The organism is Clostridioides sp. ES-W-0018-02 (assembly GCF_020658175.1).
Classification (GTDB): Bacteria; Bacillota; Clostridia; order Peptostreptococcales; family Peptostreptococcaceae; genus Clostridioides.
Genome location: NZ_JACVVY010000014.1, coordinates 1 through 21,017, shown reverse-complemented (window position 1 = coordinate 21,017; position 21,017 = coordinate 1). Strand labels below are relative to the sequence as shown.

At 25.4% G+C, this 21,017-nt stretch carries 31 protein-coding genes; 15 read left to right on the top strand and 16 right to left on the bottom strand.

The window, feature by feature from the left end; translation table 11 throughout:
- Positions 1–39 precede the first annotated feature (39 nt).
- From IC219_RS18905 to IC219_RS18850, 13 genes are all read right to left on the bottom strand, one after another.
- Positions 40–645 carry a hypothetical protein gene (locus IC219_RS18905; RefSeq protein WP_227831846.1) on the bottom strand — a complete coding sequence of 202 codons (606 nt, stop codon included), beginning with the start codon at positions 643–645 and terminating at the stop codon, positions 40–42.
- Between the two features lie 22 nt (positions 646–667).
- On the bottom strand, positions 668–802 hold the full coding sequence (locus tag IC219_RS21855; protein ID WP_255613060.1) for a hypothetical protein: 135 nt from the start codon (positions 800–802) through the stop codon (positions 668–670).
- Positions 799–1,299 (bottom strand): hypothetical protein, encoded by a 501-nt coding sequence (locus IC219_RS18900; protein ID WP_227853407.1) that lies wholly within the window; start codon positions 1,297–1,299, stop codon positions 799–801. The genes IC219_RS21855 and IC219_RS18900 overlap by 4 nt, the downstream gene beginning before the upstream one ends.
- Before the next feature lie 221 nt (positions 1,300–1,520).
- Entirely contained in the window at positions 1,521–2,060 is a 540-nt protein-coding gene (locus tag IC219_RS18895; RefSeq protein WP_227853408.1) for a hypothetical protein, read from the bottom strand.
- A gap of 124 nt (positions 2,061–2,184) precedes the next feature.
- A complete protein-coding gene (locus IC219_RS18890; RefSeq protein ID WP_227853409.1) occupies positions 2,185–2,385 on the bottom strand; it encodes a hypothetical protein in 201 nt (66 codons plus the stop codon).
- Complete coding sequence (locus tag IC219_RS18885) at positions 2,360–2,707, bottom strand: hypothetical protein (RefSeq protein WP_227853410.1); 348 nt, start codon at positions 2,705–2,707, stop codon at positions 2,360–2,362. The genes IC219_RS18890 and IC219_RS18885 overlap by 26 nt, the downstream gene beginning before the upstream one ends.
- 64 nt (positions 2,708–2,771) lie before the next feature.
- A complete protein-coding gene (locus IC219_RS18880) occupies positions 2,772–3,317 on the bottom strand; it encodes a hypothetical protein (protein ID WP_227853411.1) in 546 nt (181 codons plus the stop codon).
- A gap of 48 nt (positions 3,318–3,365) precedes the next feature.
- Positions 3,366–3,869: a hypothetical protein gene (locus IC219_RS18875; protein ID WP_227853412.1), complete on the bottom strand. Its 504-nt coding sequence runs from the start codon at positions 3,867–3,869 to the stop codon at positions 3,366–3,368.
- Between the two features lie 17 nt (positions 3,870–3,886).
- Entirely contained in the window at positions 3,887–4,231 is a 345-nt protein-coding gene (locus IC219_RS18870; protein ID WP_227853413.1) for a hypothetical protein, read from the bottom strand.
- An 18-nt stretch (positions 4,232–4,249) separates the two neighbouring features.
- The gene (locus IC219_RS18865; RefSeq protein WP_227853414.1) at positions 4,250–4,387 is read right to left on the bottom strand and encodes a hypothetical protein; all 138 of its coding nucleotides are present in this window, start codon (positions 4,385–4,387) and stop codon (positions 4,250–4,252) included.
- 66 nt (positions 4,388–4,453) lie between these two features.
- Positions 4,454–5,170 carry an antirestriction protein ArdA gene (locus IC219_RS18860; protein WP_227853415.1) on the bottom strand — a complete coding sequence of 239 codons (717 nt, stop codon included), beginning with the start codon at positions 5,168–5,170 and terminating at the stop codon, positions 4,454–4,456.
- A 156-nt stretch (positions 5,171–5,326) separates the two neighbouring features.
- Complete coding sequence (locus IC219_RS18855; protein WP_021383038.1) at positions 5,327–5,524, bottom strand: helix-turn-helix domain-containing protein; 198 nt, start codon at positions 5,522–5,524, stop codon at positions 5,327–5,329.
- A 97-nt stretch (positions 5,525–5,621) separates the two neighbouring features.
- The gene (locus IC219_RS18850; RefSeq protein ID WP_227853416.1) at positions 5,622–5,915 is read right to left on the bottom strand and encodes a hypothetical protein; all 294 of its coding nucleotides are present in this window, start codon (positions 5,913–5,915) and stop codon (positions 5,622–5,624) included.
- Between the two features lie 749 nt (positions 5,916–6,664).
- Between IC219_RS18850 and IC219_RS18845 the strand changes: the two genes are divergently transcribed.
- Positions 6,665–6,976, top strand: coding sequence for a helix-turn-helix domain-containing protein (locus IC219_RS18845; protein ID WP_227436906.1), 312 nt, complete (start codon positions 6,665–6,667; stop codon positions 6,974–6,976).
- A 178-nt stretch (positions 6,977–7,154) separates the two neighbouring features.
- On the opposite strand, the gene IC219_RS18840 is transcribed toward IC219_RS18845, so the two are convergent.
- The 3 genes from IC219_RS18840 to IC219_RS18830 all read right to left on the bottom strand — a co-directional run bounded on the left by IC219_RS18840 (position 7,155) and on the right by IC219_RS18830 (position 8,089).
- Positions 7,155–7,349 (bottom strand): helix-turn-helix domain-containing protein, encoded by a 195-nt coding sequence (locus IC219_RS18840; RefSeq protein WP_167641004.1) that lies wholly within the window; start codon positions 7,347–7,349, stop codon positions 7,155–7,157.
- Between the two features lie 206 nt (positions 7,350–7,555).
- Positions 7,556–7,714, bottom strand: a complete 159-nt coding sequence (locus IC219_RS18835) for a hypothetical protein (RefSeq protein WP_167641003.1) — start codon at positions 7,712–7,714, stop codon at positions 7,556–7,558.
- Between the two features lie 165 nt (positions 7,715–7,879).
- On the bottom strand, positions 7,880–8,089 hold the full coding sequence (locus tag IC219_RS18830) for a helix-turn-helix domain-containing protein (RefSeq protein ID WP_227853417.1): 210 nt from the start codon (positions 8,087–8,089) through the stop codon (positions 7,880–7,882).
- Between the two features lie 1,443 nt (positions 8,090–9,532).
- Here IC219_RS18830 and IC219_RS18825 point away from each other — a divergent pair.
- The 14 genes from IC219_RS18825 to IC219_RS18760 all read left to right on the top strand — a co-directional run.
- On the top strand, positions 9,533–10,495 hold the full coding sequence (locus IC219_RS18825) for a ParM/StbA family protein (RefSeq protein WP_227831841.1): 963 nt from the start codon (positions 9,533–9,535) through the stop codon (positions 10,493–10,495).
- 17 nt (positions 10,496–10,512) lie between these two features.
- Positions 10,513–10,791 (top strand): hypothetical protein, encoded by a 279-nt coding sequence (locus IC219_RS18820; protein WP_227831840.1) that lies wholly within the window; start codon positions 10,513–10,515, stop codon positions 10,789–10,791.
- 343 nt (positions 10,792–11,134) lie between these two features.
- Positions 11,135–11,989, top strand: coding sequence for a hypothetical protein (locus tag IC219_RS18815; protein ID WP_227853418.1), 855 nt, complete (start codon positions 11,135–11,137; stop codon positions 11,987–11,989).
- Positions 11,990–12,181: 192 nt separating this feature from the next.
- Positions 12,182–12,412: a hypothetical protein gene (locus tag IC219_RS18810; RefSeq protein ID WP_227853419.1), complete on the top strand. Its 231-nt coding sequence runs from the start codon at positions 12,182–12,184 to the stop codon at positions 12,410–12,412.
- 114 nt (positions 12,413–12,526) lie between these two features.
- Complete coding sequence (locus IC219_RS18805) at positions 12,527–12,754, top strand: hypothetical protein (protein ID WP_227853420.1); 228 nt, start codon at positions 12,527–12,529, stop codon at positions 12,752–12,754.
- Between the two features lie 2 nt (positions 12,755–12,756).
- A complete protein-coding gene (locus tag IC219_RS18800; RefSeq protein ID WP_227853421.1) occupies positions 12,757–14,202 on the top strand; it encodes a hypothetical protein in 1,446 nt (481 codons plus the stop codon).
- A 114-nt stretch (positions 14,203–14,316) separates the two neighbouring features.
- A complete protein-coding gene (locus IC219_RS18795) occupies positions 14,317–14,595 on the top strand; it encodes an HU family DNA-binding protein (protein ID WP_227853422.1) in 279 nt (92 codons plus the stop codon).
- 263 nt (positions 14,596–14,858) lie between these two features.
- The gene (locus IC219_RS18790; protein WP_227853423.1) at positions 14,859–15,023 is read left to right on the top strand and encodes a hypothetical protein; all 165 of its coding nucleotides are present in this window, start codon (positions 14,859–14,861) and stop codon (positions 15,021–15,023) included.
- Positions 15,024–15,113: 90 nt separating this feature from the next.
- Positions 15,114–15,302: a hypothetical protein gene (locus IC219_RS18785; protein WP_167640994.1), complete on the top strand. Its 189-nt coding sequence runs from the start codon at positions 15,114–15,116 to the stop codon at positions 15,300–15,302.
- Positions 15,303–15,490: 188 nt separating this feature from the next.
- Positions 15,491–16,324: a hypothetical protein gene (locus IC219_RS18780; protein ID WP_227853424.1), complete on the top strand. Its 834-nt coding sequence runs from the start codon at positions 15,491–15,493 to the stop codon at positions 16,322–16,324.
- Entirely contained in the window at positions 16,308–18,083 is a 1,776-nt protein-coding gene (locus tag IC219_RS18775) for a terminase large subunit (RefSeq protein ID WP_227853425.1), read from the top strand. The genes IC219_RS18780 and IC219_RS18775 overlap by 17 nt, the downstream gene beginning before the upstream one ends.
- The gene (locus tag IC219_RS18770; RefSeq protein WP_227853426.1) at positions 18,052–19,536 is read left to right on the top strand and encodes a hypothetical protein; all 1,485 of its coding nucleotides are present in this window, start codon (positions 18,052–18,054) and stop codon (positions 19,534–19,536) included. The genes IC219_RS18775 and IC219_RS18770 overlap by 32 nt, the downstream gene beginning before the upstream one ends.
- Positions 19,499–19,726 (top strand): hypothetical protein, encoded by a 228-nt coding sequence (locus IC219_RS18765; RefSeq protein ID WP_227853427.1) that lies wholly within the window; start codon positions 19,499–19,501, stop codon positions 19,724–19,726. The genes IC219_RS18770 and IC219_RS18765 overlap by 38 nt, the downstream gene beginning before the upstream one ends.
- A 12-nt stretch (positions 19,727–19,738) precedes the next feature.
- A partial coding sequence (locus tag IC219_RS18760; RefSeq protein WP_227853428.1) for a hypothetical protein occupies positions 19,739–21,017 on the top strand: 1,279 nt, incomplete at its 3' end.

Below are 21,017 nucleotides of genomic sequence, written 5' to 3'. Positions count from 1 at the left end.
ATCATTAGTCATATTTAAGTATTATAGATATATAGTAAATTATAACAATTCAATGTCTTTTATTTTTATTATAGATTTGTAATCTTCTTCTGAATTTATTTTTATTACATCAAAGACAATATTTATATCAACATCATAATCTTTACCTAATCCTGAATATGTATAACTTCCACACTCTAAATAATTATATACTTCACCTTCCATAAAAAAATCCCATGAGTCAGTTTTATTAACAAGATAATTATATTTTTCTTGTACAAAATTATCATATTCTAATACGGTAAACTCTTCACCTACAGAACTTTTCAATTCTTTTATAAAACTCTTTATACATCTTTCATTTTCTTCTATTTCCTCATTGTAATCTATAATCATATTATTTACATTTTCATGTACTATTGAATCTACATCTTTTAAATTATATTCTTTTCTTTTATAATCTTCTATAATATCATCAATGTAAATTATTTCTTCATAAGTATTGTTGTAAATATTTTCATCTACACCTTGCCCTTTATATGAAATAAAAAACTTTATTGAATCATTTTTTATATAAAATCCACATCTATCTACTTCCCAATTAAAATTATTACTTATAACTTCTCTTACATACTTTTTAATTTCATTTTTAGTTATTTTTTTCATTTTAAAATTCTCCTTATATACATCATATATTTTTTATATTTTCAAATTTAATACCTTTTAATTTTCCATCTTTTATAATAAAGTAAAAACCTACCTTACTTAATTCATTTGCATCTTTTAAACTTATACTATTTATATCTTTTATATATTTTATCATATTACAACCTCCATACAAAAATAAGTATTTATGCAATTTCTTAAATTATTTAAATTATCCAATATTAAGTACCAATCACCCATACAAGAAGGATAAAAATAATATTTATTATCATTTTTTATATATACAATTGAACTTCCATCACTTAAAAATATTTTAATGTTTCCATTGTTATTCAACTTGTTAACCACATATACATCACTTGAATGACTTATATTACTAGATAACTCTTTATAAGTATTAACTGCTCTGTCTAAATCTTTTTTATTATCAAAACTATAGTTCCAGTCACTCATACAAATTGGATAGAAATTATAAACTTTTTCTTTAGTATCATATAGAATTATACTTTCATCTTCTAATACTTCTATAACTCTATCTGTTGTTTCTATATAAAAATTATCTAATTCAGCAGCCTTAACTTCTTTTGCTCCAACGACTCCTACAATAATTAAACCTAATAACATTCCTATAATCATACTTTTTAAATTTTTCATCTCAATACCATCCTAATTTATAATTACGAACTCGTATAGGCTCGTATAAGCTCTTTGAATAACTTCTTAATGCATTTATACCTTTTCATTTTTATACTTTTTAAAATCCTTTTATCAAACTACTATCATTATCATTTAAGTTTTAGAATGATAGTAATTTGATAACTCATATATCATATTAAAAATATAATTTTAAACACTTTATTACTTCATATTTTATATTAAAGATATGACACTCTTTTATATAAAACATAATCTTCATCTATATAAAAATCATAGTCATTAATCTCATCATCAACATATGTCATTATAAATGCTTCAAACAAATAACTTTCACTTTCTTGCATTGTCATATTATTAAATTCTTTTAAAACATTTTCTTTTAATTCTTCAATCATTAAATTAAATTTATTTTCTAATATCTTATAATTTTCCTCGTCATAATCTGTGTGTTTTAATTCATTTTGTATAGCTATAGTTTCATAAAGAATTGTATCATCATTATTGTGAAATAATTTATGGTCGCCATTTGCTCTTATAACTCCTTCAAGAAATCTATCTTTATTACGAATATTTATATAATTATCGTTGTAAATATCAATTGAATAATTTGACAATGAGTCTTCAAAATAAACTAATGTTTGACTTACTATGTACATCTGATTATCTTCATAATCTTTTCTTATATACTCTCTTAACTTACTATTTGTTTTATAAACTCTTTTTAATTCTTCTCTATTTAAATCAGTTATTTTTTTCATCTTCTTTATATCCTCCCAATTTATTTTTTATTTTTATCAAGTTACTATCATTATCAATTGATGTATAACTTTATATAAACAATGATAGTAACTTAATTTATGTAATCAATTAAACTCATATATTCTAATCAATTAATTCATATATGCCATAACCATTATTTTTTGTATTATTTACTTCCTCAAGTAACCACGCTTGTATCATTGTCATGTCTTCACCTTTTATTTTATTAGTATATGCTATTAAAGCATCTATATTTTTTTTATCCTTTTTTGCTTCTATTAAAACTTTCTTAGAATTACTATTTTTCCACGCTGATATTATCATAGTAATTAATTCCTCCATATATAGAATATAATTTTAATTTACCACCTATCATCATCCATACTTCTTCCCATTTAGGTATTTCATTCATTTCAAGTAAATTTTCATTATCATAATTGAATTTTAATTCTGCTATTCTAACACATTCTTTAAAATCATTTAGATTTTTAACACTATCGAATAATAAAACTATTTCTTCCCAATTTGAATTTAATGGTACATTTTCACGCTTTTTAAATCTTTGCATTTCAGCTTTATCACCATTAAATTCTTGAGATACATAATATATCTCATTTTCTTTATACACTAATATTCTTCTTGTCATGACTACCTCCTGATTATATTAAAATCATTCTTTTATTGTATTAATATCCATTATATTTTCTTTGTTAAGCATAACTTTTAATAATTTTTTCATATAGCACGTACTCATTATCTATGTAAAATTCATCATCATTGAGATAAGCATCAACATAAAATTCAATAAAATTTTCTAATAAATATTCTTCACCTAATGGCTCTGTCATTTTGTTAAATTCTTCAATTACTTTTTCCTCAATTCTTTCAACTATATTGTTAATTTTAGTTTCTAGCATATCATACCTTTTATTATCAGAATCCATACAATATAATTTATCAATTAATGTGATTCCATATTCAAGAGGTTTCAAGTCCTCTTTTGATAGAAAAGAGGACTCTTTACATACAGAATTAAGTTTATATAAAAATTCATGTCCGTCTTTTATTTTTATATAATTATCATTATAAAATCCAACCGACCAATCAGTTAATACTCCATTAAGGCAATCTAATATTTCACCTATCCAATACATATCATTTTCTTCACAAGTTTTTCTAACATCATCTCTTAGTTGACTATTTTTCTCCCAAACTATTTTTAATTCCTCTTTATTTAAATCAGCTATTTTTTTCATTTTTATATCCTCCTAATATTTTATATCAACTTAAAAGTTGAATTTTATTTATACTTCTTTTAATATTTTTTGATAATTATTATAAAATAATATCGTTCTGCATTTTTCATTATATGCTCTTATATAAATATCCTCATCTATTGTCAAAATATCATACTCTTCATACTTAATTTTATTTTGTGTAGTTAGTAAGTTATATATTTCTTTTCTTTTAAACCATCCTATCCCTATATAAAACAATTCTTTTTCTGTTTTAGAATTACTTTCTCTTTTACTTCTTTTAATATCTAACTTTTTAATTAATACATTATAGTCTACAGTAAGGTTAAGTTTTAATTTATAACTTCTTGTTTTTGATATAGTAAAGACTGCCCAACTAAAACTATCATATATTTTCCCATCATTTAAATTAATATTATTTACATTTTTTTTAATAAAGCTATCTACCAATCCAAATATAACATTTTGCCTAGTATATTTTTTTACATTTGTTACAAGTACTTGAAAAACTGGATGTCCTTCTTCATCATGGAATATAAGCATCTTATTCATGTTATTACCTCCCTATTTTATTTACAGTCAATCGTTTCTTCTATTTCTTTTAAGTTCACAGAAGATATAAAAGATAAGATTTTCTTTCTATTTAATCTATCATTTTCAATTATATAGTCTTCAAGTTGATGTAAAGTTTCAATACTACTTTCTAACAAAGATGATATTTCTGAAAAACATACATCGTTGGATTTTGCTACATCTGTATAATAATCAAACTCTTCTTTTAACTCTTCAAACTTATCCTTGTACCCCTCAGTATCTTGATGTATTTCTATCCAGTTGTATAAATCATCATCAATTTTATCCCTTAAATCTTCTAATTTTGTGATATAAATTCCTAGACTTGAGATGTATCTCATGATTATTACCCCTCCCTATTATTTATTAGCTTGTTTCAACAATTCTAATTGATTGCTATTTCCATATTTTGATATAATACTTTCTGTATTACTCCAATAGCTACTATCTAAATCCTTTTTAAACAACGATTTTATTTTGATTATTAATTTTCTCATAATTCATTCCCCTTTCAATTTTTTATTGGAAGTGGCGTTTTTTAAGAACGCCCTAAAACTTTTAATCTAACCAACTATAGCTAAATAATTTGATGCTGTATAAACACCGTTACAACTTAAATCTCTTCCATAAGATTCATAGTTAAAATATTTTTCAAGTGTTTCCTGTCCTAATTCTTCAATATTTCCTAGTTGTTCAATATAATCCTTTGCAAATTCAATATCTGTCATATTTTCATAATACTCTCTACTTTCTTCGTCTAAATCTTCAATAATCATATCTTTATCAAAACGCAAATCTCTTGAAAATGCTTCTATATCAAAATAGTAAGAAATATTTTCTATATAAGATAAGTCACCACAATATACTTCCTCTATGTAACTATGTCCTAAATTTTCATCATCTAATGATGATCTGTAATCAAGTTGTATAAAAGTATAATTATCTGATAAGCTACCAATACCACCCTCAAGTATATCGTCAAAACCAATGTATCCACCTTCAAGTAAAGCCTTCAACTGTTCAATTTCACATTCTTCTTCTAACTCTTCAAATTTCTCTGCCAATTGATTTAGTTGTTTTATACCGCTATATTCTTCTATTTCTAATCCTTTCATATCTGTTTCAAAATCAGTTATGAAATATTCCTCATATTCTTCATTTATCCCTATTCTATTTAATATTTCTTGTAATTCTTCCTCGTTTACTGGAAGTTTAGCCCATTCTCCTATCAATTCACCTTCATTGTATTTCCCTAAGTTAGTTATGTATATATTTAGCATTTTTATATCCTCCTTATAATTGTTCGCTTATTTAATATGGTAAAAACGGCGAGTTATATTTTATTATTATTCCCTCTTGTACTTTTCTTGATTTTATTATATTACATATTCGCCAATAATACAATATGTTTTTGTAGATATTTTATTAAAAAATTTTTACATTTCTATTTCTAACAACTCAGATGGTTCTATATCTAATACAAAGCAAATCTTTTCAAACTCACTAATTGTAAACTCTCTATGTCCATTTTCTTTTTTTGAATATGTTTTAAAAGTTATTCCTATAGCAGTACTTAATTGTTGTTGTGTAAATTTCTTTTCTACTCTTAATTCTTTAAGTCTAGCTAAATTCATGTCATACCTCCTAGTAATATTATTATAGAATAATAATATCATATTAAAGAGTTATATAAAAGACACTCAATACTTCAAGTGTCTTTTTTACGTACTACTATTTAATTGATTTAAGTCTTGCAATCTCATTCCAATTTTTAGATGTAGCCATTTCTACAAAATTCATATTATTGTCAATTCTATCTAGATGCTTATCTACTTCGTTTATATCTGTTTTAGCAATAAGTATATCTTTGTGTATGTAGTCAAGTTTCTTGTCTACCTCATCAAAGCGATTACCCATATCAGCTTTCACTTCTTTTACTTCATTTTCAATACCATCTAGTCTAGTATTAATTCCTTTTATTTCTCCTTGCATTTCTTGTAACAATTCTAATATTTTTTCATCCATACCGTTCACCATCCTATTATATTATTATAACATAATTTAAGTGTCTTATTCTAACACTTACTAAAATAATCTAAGATAAAAACTTTAAATTATCTTAGTAAATATTAGATAGTTTATAACCATTTAGGTGTTAAGCAGTACAAACTATAATTTTAATGCTTAATCTTTAGTGTTTTTGATAATGCAGTACTTCACAACTGCTATGTCGTATTAAGTTGTATTGAGTGCCATTTTAGGAGCAACTAAGTTGATACCTCAGATTTTTGTAGGCTAACAACTGGAAACCTTTATATATTTTATTCATTTAATATCTTAATGTTGGGAACACCTCACCAACTAGTTTGACTAATTCATTTTTATATTTAAAAAATGAAGAAAAAACTGTGTGTAATATTTGTGTTGTGTGCCTTTCACCATTCACACCATTTGAAAAGTCAACTTAAAGGTAGTAATTTTTTAATAGTAGTTTAATATTTCTTAATAGAACCCTTTAAGATATTAGCTTTAGAGATTTAAGAAGGCTTCGCCTGTTACTTCATTTGAGAGGTGGCTCTGTGTTTTCTTGTTCTCCCTTGCTATGATTTAATTATACGACGTTTTGTCTTTAAAGTCAATGATAATTCTAAAAAACATTAATAAAAAAAGACATTAAGTCTTGAATAACGGCAATTACAAGACATTGAGTCTTAAAAAAATTGTATTTAATATATCTTTATGTTATTATTTATATAAAGAATAGGGGTGATACAATGAACAGATTAAGAGAATTAAGGAAAGAAATGAATTTATCTACTCAAGAAATTGCAAATAAACTAAATGTACATTATACAAGTATTCAAAATTGGGAAAATGGCAGAAGAAAAATAGATATAGATAAATTAAAAGATTTAGCAAAATTATATGATGTATCATTAGATTATATAACTTGTCTTACAGACGATAGAGAGAATACACAACTAGAAGAAGAAGAAAAACAACTATTAAATAATTATAGAGAGTTAGACACTAAAAGTAAAACAATAGTACAAGAACAAATTAATACATTAAAAAAACTACTGTAAGCTAGATATATAATTCTAGCTTATTTTTATATTCGATTTTAAAAAAGAAAGGTACAAACATAAAGTGGGTATGTTACAATGTGCTTAAAATGGATTTAAATAGCTTGTATGATGTATTGTTATAATAAAATAGACTAGATATATTACAATCTAGTCTATTGAGTATTATTAAATTATTTTATTTAATGTTAAGTATCTCCCTTGCTTCTATATCATAAAGATTTATAAGCTTTTCAATTTCTGATGCTGTAAACTCTGTTTTGCCTTTTTCTTTATTTTGATAACTTCTTACGGACATATTTAAATGATATGCTAGTTCGGTTGGAGTTAATTTATTATCTTTTCTTAATTGTGAAACTTTGTCTAGTTTCATTCTATCACCTACTTTACAAATAAACTATATACATGGCTTTTAATGCAAAATAAAGGAATATACATAATCCTAAAAATCGAAGTATTTTAAAGATTGTATTTGTATGTTGGTTCATTAAATCACCTCTTGTATAATTAATATTGGGTGTGTTACAATATACCTATATAATGTACTTATAGGTATATTGTAAGGGTTTTATGTTATCTTTAATTAAATATAATATAGATAAAAATAAAAACCCAGCCTAATAAAGATATTAAAGATATAAAAATATGTTCAGCAGATTGAATTATCTGAACTATGAGCTTTTCAAGTTGTCCTACCAACTCGATTAGCTCTTTTATTTTGTCTTTAGTGAACTTCATCAAGACACCCCCAATATTAAATTATTTAGTAAGTTTTTCTTACTATGATTAGATAATATCATAAATGGAATAATATGTAAATATATTTCGGTAAAATATTTCTGAAATATATTTGCACATTAAAATAGACTAGATATGTTACAACCTAGTCTATTGAGTATTATACTATACATTTTTTCTATCTAACAAACTTAATATTTCCTTATCACTTAAATTCAGTACATTAAATATCTTTTCCAAATCTCCGATATAGAAAGGTCTTTGTCCATTCTCCTTACTTGAATAACTTCGATAAGACATATCAATATAAGTAGATAATTGTTGTTGTGTTAGTCCCCTTTCAAGTCTGTATTGTTTCAATAAATCTAGCTTCATTAATCAGTATTCACCTCCTAAAACAATCGTTTAATGTTTATTATTAATGCAAGAATAACTATTAAACAACCAACACCATACAATATACATGTTTTAGTATCTCTTTTCATAGCTTGTTTAAATGTGTTATAATATATAGTAGACGTATCACCCATACAAGAGTCGGTACACTCTTGTATAGGCTTATTGTTTTACTTATTAATAAAACAATAGATAGTGATTAGAGAACTTATTATACTCACTATGTTAAAGGTTATAATAAAAACTTTCTTTAACAATAAAACTTTGCTGATACGTCTACTATGCTTACCCACATTATTGTTCCCCCTTTATGTTAAATTTTGGTACAAGTTTATTATATCATTAACAACTACAATATTGCAAGTAAAATAATGTTATTTATTATATATATTTATTTAAATGTAGTAATTTCAATAGTTGCAAGTCTTGAGGTCTATTTGACTCTTTAATGTCTGAATGATGTTTGAATAATTTTTGGATGATGTCTGAATGATGTCTATAAGACTTTCTAATCTATAATAAAAATTTCTATACAATATAAAAAATTATATAATTATGAACACTATATAAATTTAATAAAATTCAGTAATTGCAATAGTTTTATAGCGTATAAAAAGCAATGACTGACATTTTACTGACAAATTAAAAGGATGTACCTTTAAATACGTTGAAAATACTGGGTTTTATAAAAATGGCATAAAATACTTATTTTTATGTCCTTTTTTACTGACAAAAATGCCAACTTAAAAAAGTAGTAAAAAGTAATACTTATATTAATTAAATAAGGTTAATTTGTTATTTAAGCTTAATAAAAAATGAAAAAATAGGATGGGGGTATTTATAGTAAAGTGACTGGAAGTGCAACAAAAAATTGGTTATAGTTCTTTCATTTCCACGAATAATTTTTACAGACGAATTTACAGACAAAATAAACCTTATATTCTAGCAAATCAACACTTTAAAATTCAAATTTTTATATCTAATATATTGTAATAACAACGTTTCAAACCTACAAATCTACATTGAAATTGTCTTCAATCTTTAATTAGAAAATATTAAATAATAAAATTAAAACATACATTAATATAAAGTAATAAAAATCAGAAGAAAATAGATGTTTTTTATTAAAATTTTGTGTGTAAATTGGAAATAAAAATAAATAGCAGAAAATGTTGAACGATTTTTTATATAAAATAATATAGCATTAATATATTAATGAAATATCAATGGTAAAATTAATAATTTATAAAAATATTAATATATTAATGCTTCTATAATAGAAATACATTAATATATTAATGTATAGTGTGTTTTAATTTGTAGAAATAACACTATAGTATTAAGATATTAATGATATATCAATAGCCAAAAAATATAAAATATGGTATTATATAGTTAATCTATTTTTAGGAGGAATAAAAAATGGAACAAAATAACAAAGAGATAAAACAAGCAGAGAATAAAGTTGAAAATAAGGAAATTCAAGTGATAGGATTAGATGTTGGTAGAGGATATGTAAAAGCATACTCTCAGTACAAAGGTAAAACTAAACAATGCTTATTTAAATCAATCATAGGGACAGGCAGGGAGTTAAATTTTGAAGAATATGATAACCCTATATATATAAATTTTGATAATGAAGACTATTTTGTTGGCTTATTAGCTGAAGAAGAAAGCTCATATCCAATTAGAAATTCAGATGACAGAAAAAATAGTTTAACAGTACAAGTTCTAGTAGCCGCTGCACTTAACCAAGTAGCTATAGCAGATGAAGTAAAAATAATGTTTGGAGTACCATATAAGAACTTTAGAAAAACTACATTAAATGAGGTTATAGAAGGTTACAAAGGAAAAGAATTTAATATAAAAGACAACATAGAGAACACATATAAGAAAGTAAGAATAGCTGATGTAAACATATTTAGAGAAGCAGATGCGGGAGTTTACGCTATATTAAAAGGTCAGAAGAATACAAGACCTATAGCACTGGCTACAATAGGCTACAGAACAACAGAACTAACATACTTTAATGAGAATCTTAAAAGAGTAGACAAACTATCAGAAACAGTAGAATTAGGTAATCAAGATGCTTTAAGTACAATAAAAGATAAACTAGAAAAAGAAAATATAACTAAAGAAACACATGAGATAGATTCGTCGAATAAGTATGATTACATGAAGAAACCAGAATATAAATTATTCTCTGAGAGAATACAACAAATATTATCTAACAAATGGAAAAATATGAATGAAGTAGATGTTTATATAGCAGGAGGAACAGCGTTAAATATGGAATTTGATAATGTTAAATTTAAGCTTGTAGAAAATGCTCAAATGGCAACAGCAAAAGGATTATTTATAGTAGGATTAAATTATTTTAACTAGATTAGGTGTGAAATGTAATGAAAAAAACAACAAGTTATACTTTAGAAAAAGACTTATTTGAAAGTATAGAGAGATATAAAGAAGAGAAGGAACTTACAAGTAGAAGCTCTGCATTGGAGAGAATGTTACTGGAGAGAGAATCTTTACTTAGAGAAAATAGCCTAATGAAATCAATATTATCTGGTAAAGCTATAAATTTAGATAATAATATTAGAACTGAAAATGTACAAAGAAGAAAAGAGCCAACTGTACTAGAAGAAAGCATTAACGACATATATAGTGATATGCCAGATTAAATGTATATCTACTCCTTTAAATATTGGGGTAGATATTTTTTTAAAAAGTAGTTGCGATATAATAAGATATATATTATAATAAAAATATAGAAATGATATTTCTGAAGCAACTTGTTGCGAAGAACAATTGCAAGATGGGTTTTATCTTGCGATTGGGTTATCACTTTTATAATATTTTTTTAAACATTGTTTTTAACATAGGAAAAATAGGCTTTTTAAAGTGTGTGTAGCACTTTTGTTAAAAAAATGAAAGGAGGTAGTATTTATAGTAAGAAGAAATGAATTTATAAAAGACATTATCGTTACAGATAAGAGAACTGGAGAAGTAGTAGAACATCGAGGGATGAAAAGAGGTGAAGTACTTGAAATTGGTAAGAGGAAAAGAAGTTTTTCACCAGAAGAAAAAGCTATCATGAATAGCAAAAAAGAGTTACCATATCATAATTTTAAGTTAGGAGGTTTTGTATTTTGTGCTTATGTAAAAAATGAATTATTATTTAATGAAGTAAATATAAGCAGAGCTAATATAAGTAGACTAATATACCTTGCAACATATTTAAACTATAATACAGGAGAAGAAAACTTATTGGTTAGATATTCTCAATTTAAAGAAATAATTCCTATAGATAGGAAAAATATGAAAGAAATATTAAACCTTAAGGATAGAGCATTTAGAGATTTCTTAATAGATGTAAAGAAAAGCGAATTGTTGTATGAATTTAGTAATAAATTTTATATAAATCCAAAGTATTTTACAAAAGGAATTTCTAAATTTGAAAATAAAGAATATACAAGAATCTATATAAATACAAGTAGATTTCTCTATGAACATTGTACACCAAGACAACATAAACAATTAAGTTATATATATCAACTCATACCATATATACATTTCGAGAGCAATATCTTATGTCTAAATCCTTATGAATCAGATATTTCAAAAATAGAGAAAATTAGTTTGCATAAAATTTGCGAGTTATTAAATATTGATTCTTCAAAACAATACATGCTTAAATTTAAAAAAGAATTACTTAAATTTTATATAGAAGTAAATGTAGATAAATATTATTTTTTTAAATATGTAATTGTTGAAAATTCTTATGAAAATACTGATTATTTTATTATAAATCCTTATGTAATTTGGAGAGGTAACAATTTAAATGAAGTAAAGAAAACAATTAATTTATGTTTTTTTTAATTTATATCTAGTTAGACCAGTCTCAGAATAAGAGGTAATGAACACTAAAAAATGGCAAAAAACGTTTAAAAATAGGCGAAAAATAAAATTTAGGGGTGGCGTAAAAAGTTTACTTTTGGGCAAAAAAGTGGCGTAAAAAGTTTACACCTTGGATATAAAATTAAATTTTATTTAGATAAAAATAGGAAAGAGGTGTTTAAGATTAAAACAGATTTTAGTATTGATGCTAGACGAAAACCTTTAAGTGGAAGGATAAGATTTTATGAAAATAGTACAATAGAAATTATATCTAATAAGCAAGTAATGAGATTTGATGAAAATGGAAACGTATATTATAACAATAAGAAAATAGGCACAGATGAAGAATTATTTAAGTGTGTACAGATATTTTTCAAATCAATTTTAAAGTTAGAAAATCTATAATGTATAATCATTTATACATATCAATAATAACAAATCTATAAATTCAAGTCTAATAAAGCAAATCTTTACAAATCAAATTTAAAATTAAGATAAATTAAAAATAAAAGGAGAATTATGAAAGAAAAAATAGAGCTAATATATTTAGAAGATTTAAAGAAATCAGAAGAAATAAAGTTAAATAAAGATGATAAATATGAAAGAAAAATAAATACATATATGGAAATGAGTGAAAAGTCTTCATATGAAATAGTAAATAGAAGGCATGAGGGGGATTCTAAGGATGAAATATGGGATTATGATGATACAGACTATGATGATGGATTACAAGGAAGGGAGATATAATATTGATATATAATAATAACAATTTTTATGAAAGTATAGATGGTAGATATGCACAAGATTACATAAAGAATTTAGATTACAGTATAGATAGTTGTTCAGAGAGAATTAAATATGTTGAAAAACGATTAGGAGTTAAATATACATGGTTTGAAGAAGGGGAGAAGAGTTATAGTAACAAATATTATAATTCTGTTACAAAAAGAAATGAGAATGTTGTTACAAGAGTAAATTACCAAGAGAAAAAGCAATTTAATGATAAATTTTGGGAAGAAATATTTGAACAAACTTCGGATAGTCCCTTAAATAAAGATGGTATATATTATGTAGAGAATAATAATAAAGAAATTATAATGGGGCATAAAGAATTTATTAAATGGTGTGAATCCAAAGGTGTGAATCCAAGTGAATATACAGGTGTAGTTAATCCATTTAGTAACAGTGAAGGCACATGGAACTATACACATCAAGATACATCAAAAATTAAATTAATATTAAATAAAAATGACAGTACATATTCAACTTCTAATATAGCTAAGAGCTTAGAAATACTAGCTAGTTATATATTAGCTGTAGATGATAAACAAAAAGAAACTAAAATAAAAATATATAACTCAAAAGAACTATTTCAAAGAGCATGTCAAGAAGAAGCATTTCTAAATAAGGTAGCTACAGTTAATGGAGGAAACATCAATTCAAAAATTTCTAATAAAGATGGATTTAAAGAAGACACTTCATTTGCATTTTTTCAGTTACCTAATAACTACAAAAAAGTAAAAGATATAAAAGTCAAACCTAAAGATGCAAAAAAATACCCAGTCATAAAAATATATTCAGATACTTATGAGTGGTATAAAGCTAAATATAAAGAGCTAGGGAGTAAACAATTAAATAAAGAAGAATCGAAACTTAAGAGAGTAGTTAGAAAGAATTTAAAGTTATTAAAAAATGATATGATAGATGCTAAAAGTTTAATAGAAAGACCTATTATTTGGAAAGCACCATTAGCCGATGCAGGAAGCCCTGACTGGGATTATCTTGACATGTTTGATAAATCACATGTAAGAGAGCTTTTAAGGGTTCAAAAAGGAAATGATTTACAAGATGACTTATCATGTATTTTTATGGATTTAAATAACCTCATATCTAAAACGGAGTTTACTACAGTTCAGAAAGAAATATTGGATTTATATAGAAAAGATAAATCGTTAGATTACATTTCAGATTTAATGAATATAACACCTCAAGCAGTAAATAATCAAATAAATAAGATAGTAAACAAAATAATAGATACATATGAGAAAAATTATGAAGAAAACTATTATTATATCTCTGTTTCTAAAGGTAAATATAAAAGATGTAGTAGATGTGGTGAAATAAAATTAGTATCTAATTTCAATAAGAATAAAAGAAGAAAAGATGGTTATGAAACTTTTTGTAGTTCATGTTAACGCAAGTAAAGTGGTTTAAAAAAGGGCTGCTTAAAACATATTAATAATGTAAGGGGATAAAAAAAACCTCTTATTATCAAATGAAAATTATATGAAAAAGGGAGATTGAAAAATATGAAAACTAAAGAATTTATAAAAATGATAGCAGAGGGATTAGATGTATCACAGGTAAAAGCGAGAGAAATACTTGATGTGGTAGAAGAAAAAAGAAATGAAGTATTAAAAAATGGTGATGAATTAACTCTAATGGGAGTTAAGTATTTAACTAAAGTACAAAAAGGTAGAGAGGGTGAAATAACTCTTGAAGATGGAACTAAAAAGCCTTGGAAGACTGAAGATAAAAGAGTTCCTAAAATAAAAGCAGCTAAATCTCTAAAAGATGCAATAAAATAATACATTAGACAAATATATTATTCACGTGAGGGATAATTGTAATAAAATTTGTGGGATAATTACTCACCACTTCAGAGTTGGAAGAAAGCACATGTCGTGAGATAGCAGTAAGTCTTTCTTCCTTATTAAATAAATAATAAAGGGAGATTGATAAATGAATAGTGAAAAACTAATAGAAAATAAGGAACTAAGAGATAAAAATACACATAGAAGTTGATGAAAATAATCACAGTGGATATGATAAAGATAAGGAAAAAGAAAGAGTGTATGACATACTAAACAATACTAACTATTGGACAATAAGATATAATCCGCAAAAAGAAAAACCCTATGAATTAATGGCTAGAATATTTGAACTCTCTGAATGTACAGAAGTAGGTTTTAACTTAGATTGGGGATTAACATTAAACATCACAGGTGTTATATAAAACATTAATACATTCCTAGTAGAGTTATAGTTTTTTATCCTACCTAAACTATAACTCTACAAAATAATAAAAAAATAAGGGAGATAATATATGAAAAATAATAAAGGAACAGTCTTAGAAAAATGTGAGATAGTAAAACAAGAAGATGGTACTTATAAAATTATAGAACATTTAAAAGATGGAGATAATGAGGTATTACTTAGCGATGTTTTAGATAAGTATTCTGGTGATACAGATTTAAATATAACCATTAGATTGAGTGAAACAATAGTCCAATAATATTTTTGGACTATTTATTTTTTATCTAATATATTGATAATGATATTTGTTTGATAAAATAGGGGATTAATTAAGAGTTGAGTTAAGTTTATAAAAGTATGTTTAATTCAGCTCTTGATTGAACTGAATCTCCCTATTAACCACTAGAGGTAATTCTCTAGTGGCTTTTTTTATGGTGGTGATAATATGTGGCAGTAAATAAAAAGAAATGCTCTTGTTGTAAACAGGAGAAATATGAAGAGAGATATTTTTGGAAAAGTTATAGTGATATATATTTAGATAATGGTAGATTGCCAGTGTGCAAGGATTGTTTTAAAGAGATGTTTAATAGATTAAATGAAAAATATAACAGTAATATAAAGGCTTTAAAACATCTTTGTTTCAATTTTGATGTTTATTTCGATGCTAACTTAGCTGAAGAATCTATGAGAAAGAAATATGAGGATTCTATTGATGAATATATGAAAATTATTAATAGAAATTCAAAATATAGAGGTAAAACTTCTTTCGATAACTCTATAGAAGATAAACTCGACATAGAAGTTGAACTAAAAGAAATAAAGATAAATAAAGATATGATTGAAAGATGGGGAGCAGGACTAAGAAAAGAAGATTATATGTTCTTAGAAAATAAGTTTAACGAGTTTTCTATTGCATATCAATGTAAAAGACCTGCTGAAAAAATGTTGTTAGAACAAATATCCAAATGTTTATTAAAGAGTGATGAAGCACTAAGAAATGGTGATGCTACAGGATTTGAGAAAATGAATACCTTAATATCAAAACTTATGAATGATGCAAATATAAAACCTATTCAAGAAGCAAGTTTAGCAGAAAATGAGACTATTACATGGGGTACATGGATTGATAAAATAGAGAATTATAGACCAATAGGAGAGCCTTCAGAACAATTTAAAGATGTAGATAAAATAAAAACATATATTGATAAATGGTTTATAGGACAAATGAGAAAAGTGTTTGATTTAGCTAGTGAGGATAATCCAAATGATGACCAAGACTAAAAAATTAAATAATAACGAAATTAATTTAGATAAAAGTAAAGCTTCTGAAGAAGGAATAATTGAATGGACTAAGTTCTATAGAGAAAATCCACATAGATTTTGTATTGATTATTTTGGCCTTAATTTATATTTAGTTCAAATTATTCTTATATATATGTTTGATAAATGTAATTATGCAATGCTTATATGTGCCAGAGGTTTTGCAAAGAGCTGGATTGCTGCTGTATATGCATGTTGTAGAGCCGTTTTATATCCAAATTCTAAAATTGGTATAGCTGCATTTACTAAATCACAGGCAGAGCTTATTATAAGGGAGAAAATAGAGAAAGAGTTAGTAAAACAATCTCCTATGTTGGCTAGAGAGATTAAAAAGATAGAATATAACAATAAATTCTCCAAAGTGACATTTCACAATGGAAGCACTATAGAAGCTATAGTCTCAAATGAGCAATCAAGAGGATTCCGTTTTAATATACTTATTGTAGATGAATTTAGATTAGTAAAAAAAGAAATACAAGATAGAATTCTTAAACCATTTTTAAATGTAAGTAGAAATCTAAAATTTAAAAAAGATGGAAAATATGAAGATTATCCTCCAGAACCTAATAAAGAATTGTACTTAAGTAGTGCATGGTTTAGGATGCATGAAGCATATGACAAATTTAAACTGTATGTGAAGGACATGATAGATGGTAGAGATAAATTTGTACTCAATTGTAATTATAAACTTTCTCTTCATCATGGAATACTTGATAAAGAAAGAGCTGATGAAATGAAAAGAGAAATGGATGCCGTTTCTTGGATTATGGAGATGGAATCACTTTTCTTTGGAGAAAATGAAGATGCAATATTTAAATCATCTTATGTAAATCCATGTAGAACATTAAAAAATCCGTTTTATCCTCCAACAGATTTAGAAGTATTATCGGCTAAAAATGGAAAAGTAAAGTGTAATTTACAAAAAAGAAAAGGTGAACTAAGGATAATTTCTGCTGACATTGCTATCGCAGAAGGAGACAATAATGATAACTCAGTATATACATGCTGGAGATTATTGCCCGAGAAAGATTATTATGAAAGAATGGTTGTTCATATAGAATCTCATAATGGTATGAAGCCAGATAAACAAGCAATAAGATTAAAGCAATTATTCTTTGATTTTGAAGCAGATTTCTTAGTTATAGACACTCAAGGAGTAGGGCAAAGTGTTTTATCTGATTTACTTAGGGTTAATTATGATGATGCTAGAAATAAGGAATATAACGCATTTTCTCATGCTAATACAAATCATTTACATAATAATTTTACTACAAAAGAAAATTATCCAGTTATATTTGAAATTAAAGCATATGGACAAATAAATCATGATTGTATAATTGGTTTACTTGATGTTTTCCTAAAAAATAGAATAAAATTACCTATAAATGATGTAGAAGCAAACGATATGTTAAGTAGTACATCTGGGTATGCAAAGAAAAATTATACAGACCAAGCAAGAATGATATTACCATATAAACAAACTACACTACTTGTAAACGAATTAATTAACTTAGAAACTGTTAAAAATGATGGTCAAAAGTGGCTTAAAGTTAAAGAAAAAGGGAAAGCACGAAAAGACAGATATTCTTCTTTAGCATATGGGAATTATCTAGCAAATTTACTGGATATAGAATTAAAAAAGAGAAATAGTAAAGAAAATGGACAAATAATTTCATTCTGGTCAGGAGGTGGAAACCATAATAGAACTCAAAGGAGATAAAAAAGATTATACTTTAGACCAAATAAAATACTTAAATGAGCAACTAAGGCAAAGAAATTATGCAATGATAGAAAATACTATAAATCTGTCAAATGAAATGTACAAGATAAGAAATATAAGTAGAGACCAAGTAAGAAAAGCTATGATAGACCCTTACAAAAACGTAGAATTACTACAAAAGGTAAGTCTTTTACTTAAAGAAACGTCTGGTACATATAAAAGAATTCTAAATATGATTTCAACCATGAATACATTTGACCATTATATAATACCAGCAAATATTTCTAAATTCAAAGATAAAGATGATTATATCAACTCTTTTTTTAAGTCAGCTACATTTCTAAAAAAATATCAACTTAAACATATTTGTCCTTGGATAACTGAAAAAGTATTAGAGCAAGGAGAAATATATTTATATAAAATTGAAGATTCAAAGTGTATAATGATGCAACAACTACCAGCTTCTTATTGTACAATAACATCCAAAGTAAATGGGGTATTAAGGTATGGTATTGATTTACGAAAAATAAATAGAAAGACCTTATCAGCATTTCCAGTAGAAGTTCAAGACGCATATAAAAAATTAAATGATGGAAGATTAAAAAAAGAAGACTTAATAGAAAATAAGTACTATGAACTAAGTGATAATGCTGTAGCGTTTAATATAGACATTGATTCAACAAAAGGAATACCATTTTTTAGCTTTTTATTTGATGATATCTTAGAACTTGAAGATATGAAAGATTTAAAAGGTTCTAATGCAATTATTGAAAGTATTAAGTTAATACATGGAAAAGTACCTTATGGTAAAAATGATGAACCATTAGTTGCATTTGATTTATTAAGTGCATACTACCATGATATAAAATCTAATCTACCAGCTGGTACATCTGTAGCAGTTACCCCACTAGATATGGAAGGGATTAATCTAAGTGATGGAAAATCAAAGATTAATGATTATGTTAAAGAAGCAAAAGAATTTATATTTGATAATGCTGGAATCAATACTGCTCTTTTTAACTCAGATAAAATAAACACAGAATCAATTGCAGATGGTGTTATAGCAGATAGTTTAATACCTATGAGGATTCAAAATGAAATAGAGACATGGATAAATTATGAATTAAATAAAAAGAACTCATCTAAAGCATTTCAACTTTACTTTGTTGGTACAACTCATTTTAACCAATCTAAGATATCACAACAACTTAGAGAAAATATAAACAGTGTAGGAGATAGTAGATTAGTGTATTTAGCCAGTACTGGAAAAGAGCCAATTGAAATTGCTAATTTATATAAAGCAGAACAACTAATGGAAATAGATGATTTATTACCAGTAAAACAAGCTTCATATACATTTTCAAATGCTGACGCTGGAAGACCTACTAATGAAGATAAAGGTGATGGTGGTACAAATGGAAATAAATCAGATAGAAAAGATGAGAACAAATAACAAAAGGTTTATTATTGCATTAACAGAAGAGAAGAAAAAATATCTAACTAATAGAGGTTTTTCCTTTGTTAATGAAAATAAATGTGGTGAAGAATCATTTTATTTATTTGAAAATAAACCTACTGAAATACTTAATTTTAATAAGGAAGATTTTAAAGATATGAGATTTAGCGATGTAATGTTTATTTAAGGAGGTGAGAGGTTGAAAGTAGTTAGTATTCCATGTGGATTTGAGACATTTTCTAATGAAGAAGATGATAGAAAATTAAATGTAAAACTAAAAATTTTACATGAAGGCAAAAATTTAAATAAAACTAAGTTTGATTTGTCAACTATAAATGAAGCAGAATCAACTTTATCAGATATACCCATACTTGGATATATAAAATATGATGAAGAAGAAAATGCTGTAGATTTTGATGAACATAATATGATAACTAAAGTTGTAAAGGATGATGATGGTTATTCTATAGAATATAAATTCTTAGAAAGACCACTTGGAGTTATTCCAAATAATACAGAGATAACTTATACAGAAGAAGATGGAAAGACATATTTAAATTGTACAGGACTTATTTGGAAACACTATTCAAATTCAGCATATCAATTATTGACAGAGTCAAAGTCAAAAAGTGTAAGTATGGAAATAGCAGTTGAAGATGGAGAAGTTGATAAAACTGATGGATATTATAATATTAAAAGATTTAGTTTTTTAGGAATTACTATTTTAGGAGATGATGTTGTTCCTGGAATTGAGGGAGCATCTATAAATACATATAGTAATTTTTCAAAATATAAAAAAGCAATTTATGATATTTGCAAAGAAATGTATTCGTTTAAATGGAAGGAGGAAGATATATTGAGTACGAATAAGAACTATGGACTATCAACAGAAAATATAAGAATTTCTATTAATAGTCAATTAAAAAATAAGATGGTTGAGGTTGAAGACCCTTACTGGGGAGGGAAATACACAACTAGAGAATATTATTTAAGAACTATTCTACCTGAAGAAAAAATAGCTATATTAGAAGATAATATAAATTATTATGACTATTATGGTATACCATATTCTATAGATGGAGATGATGTTGTTTTAGATTATGAAAATAGAAAATCATATATAGAAGAATGGAGAGAGAAAAAAGAAGGAGAAGTTATAGAAACTTTCTCTAAAGAGGATGCTTTAAAAGAATTAGTACTTGAAAAGTTTAGTGAAAAAGAAACTGAGATAAAAAATCTGACTGAAGAGTTGGGGGTTTTAAGGAAATTCAAGGCCGATAAAGAAATGGAAGAATATAAAGTAGAAGTTTCTAGTGTTATCTCAGAATTTAGTTCATTAACAGAGGATGAGGTTAAGACTTTTAAAGAATCTGCTATAAACAAAGAGCTATCTTTAGAGGAACTAAGAAAAGAGTTAAGTTTACTTGATTATGCAAAATTGAAAGAAAATACAAAACAATTTAATTCTAATAAGGGAT

Excerpts from the sequence above, each read along its gene's own strand:
- IC219_RS18905 (WP_227831846.1), bottom strand. The coding sequence starts at position 645 with ATGAAAAAAATAACTAAAAATGAAATTAAAAAGTATGTAAGAGAAGTT.
- IC219_RS21855 (WP_255613060.1), bottom strand. The coding sequence starts at position 802 with ATGATAAAATATATAAAAGATATAAATAGTATAAGTTTAAAAGATGCA.
- IC219_RS18900 (WP_227853407.1), bottom strand. The coding sequence starts at position 1,299 with ATGAAAAATTTAAAAAGTATGATTATAGGAATGTTATTAGGTTTAATT.
- IC219_RS18895 (WP_227853408.1), bottom strand. The coding sequence starts at position 2,060 with ATGAAAAAAATAACTGATTTAAATAGAGAAGAATTAAAAAGAGTTTAT.
- IC219_RS18890 (WP_227853409.1), bottom strand. The coding sequence starts at position 2,385 with ATGATAATATCAGCGTGGAAAAATAGTAATTCTAAGAAAGTTTTAATA.
- IC219_RS18885 (WP_227853410.1), bottom strand. The coding sequence starts at position 2,707 with ATGACAAGAAGAATATTAGTGTATAAAGAAAATGAGATATATTATGTA.
- IC219_RS18880 (WP_227853411.1), bottom strand. The coding sequence starts at position 3,317 with ATGAAAAAAATAGCTGATTTAAATAAAGAGGAATTAAAAATAGTTTGG.
- IC219_RS18875 (WP_227853412.1), bottom strand. The coding sequence starts at position 3,869 with ATGAATAAGATGCTTATATTCCATGATGAAGAAGGACATCCAGTTTTT.
- IC219_RS18870 (WP_227853413.1), bottom strand. The coding sequence starts at position 4,231 with ATGAGATACATCTCAAGTCTAGGAATTTATATCACAAAATTAGAAGAT.
- IC219_RS18865 (WP_227853414.1), bottom strand. The coding sequence starts at position 4,387 with ATGAGAAAATTAATAATCAAAATAAAATCGTTGTTTAAAAAGGATTTA.
- IC219_RS18860 (WP_227853415.1), bottom strand. The coding sequence starts at position 5,170 with ATGCTAAATATATACATAACTAACTTAGGGAAATACAATGAAGGTGAA.
- IC219_RS18855 (WP_021383038.1), bottom strand. The coding sequence starts at position 5,524 with ATGAATTTAGCTAGACTTAAAGAATTAAGAGTAGAAAAGAAATTTACA.
- IC219_RS18850 (WP_227853416.1), bottom strand. The coding sequence starts at position 5,915 with ATGGATGAAAAAATATTAGAATTGTTACAAGAAATGCAAGGAGAAATA.
- IC219_RS18845 (WP_227436906.1), top strand. The coding sequence starts at position 6,665 with ATGAACAGATTAAGAGAATTAAGGAAAGAAATGAATTTATCTACTCAA.
- IC219_RS18840 (WP_167641004.1), bottom strand. The coding sequence starts at position 7,349 with ATGAAACTAGACAAAGTTTCACAATTAAGAAAAGATAATAAATTAACT.
- IC219_RS18835 (WP_167641003.1), bottom strand. The coding sequence starts at position 7,714 with ATGAAGTTCACTAAAGACAAAATAAAAGAGCTAATCGAGTTGGTAGGA.
- IC219_RS18830 (WP_227853417.1), bottom strand. The coding sequence starts at position 8,089 with ATGAAGCTAGATTTATTGAAACAATACAGACTTGAAAGGGGACTAACA.
- IC219_RS18825 (WP_227831841.1), top strand. The coding sequence starts at position 9,533 with ATGGAACAAAATAACAAAGAGATAAAACAAGCAGAGAATAAAGTTGAA.
- IC219_RS18820 (WP_227831840.1), top strand. The coding sequence starts at position 10,513 with ATGAAAAAAACAACAAGTTATACTTTAGAAAAAGACTTATTTGAAAGT.
- IC219_RS18815 (WP_227853418.1), top strand. The coding sequence starts at position 11,135 with ATGAAAAGAGGTGAAGTACTTGAAATTGGTAAGAGGAAAAGAAGTTTT.
- IC219_RS18805 (WP_227853420.1), top strand. The coding sequence starts at position 12,527 with ATGAAAGAAAAAATAGAGCTAATATATTTAGAAGATTTAAAGAAATCA.
- IC219_RS18795 (WP_227853422.1), top strand. The coding sequence starts at position 14,317 with ATGAAAACTAAAGAATTTATAAAAATGATAGCAGAGGGATTAGATGTA.
- IC219_RS18785 (WP_167640994.1), top strand. The coding sequence starts at position 15,114 with ATGAAAAATAATAAAGGAACAGTCTTAGAAAAATGTGAGATAGTAAAA.
- IC219_RS18775 (WP_227853425.1), top strand. The coding sequence starts at position 16,308 with ATGATGACCAAGACTAAAAAATTAAATAATAACGAAATTAATTTAGAT.
- IC219_RS18765 (WP_227853427.1), top strand. The coding sequence starts at position 19,499 with ATGGAAATAAATCAGATAGAAAAGATGAGAACAAATAACAAAAGGTTT.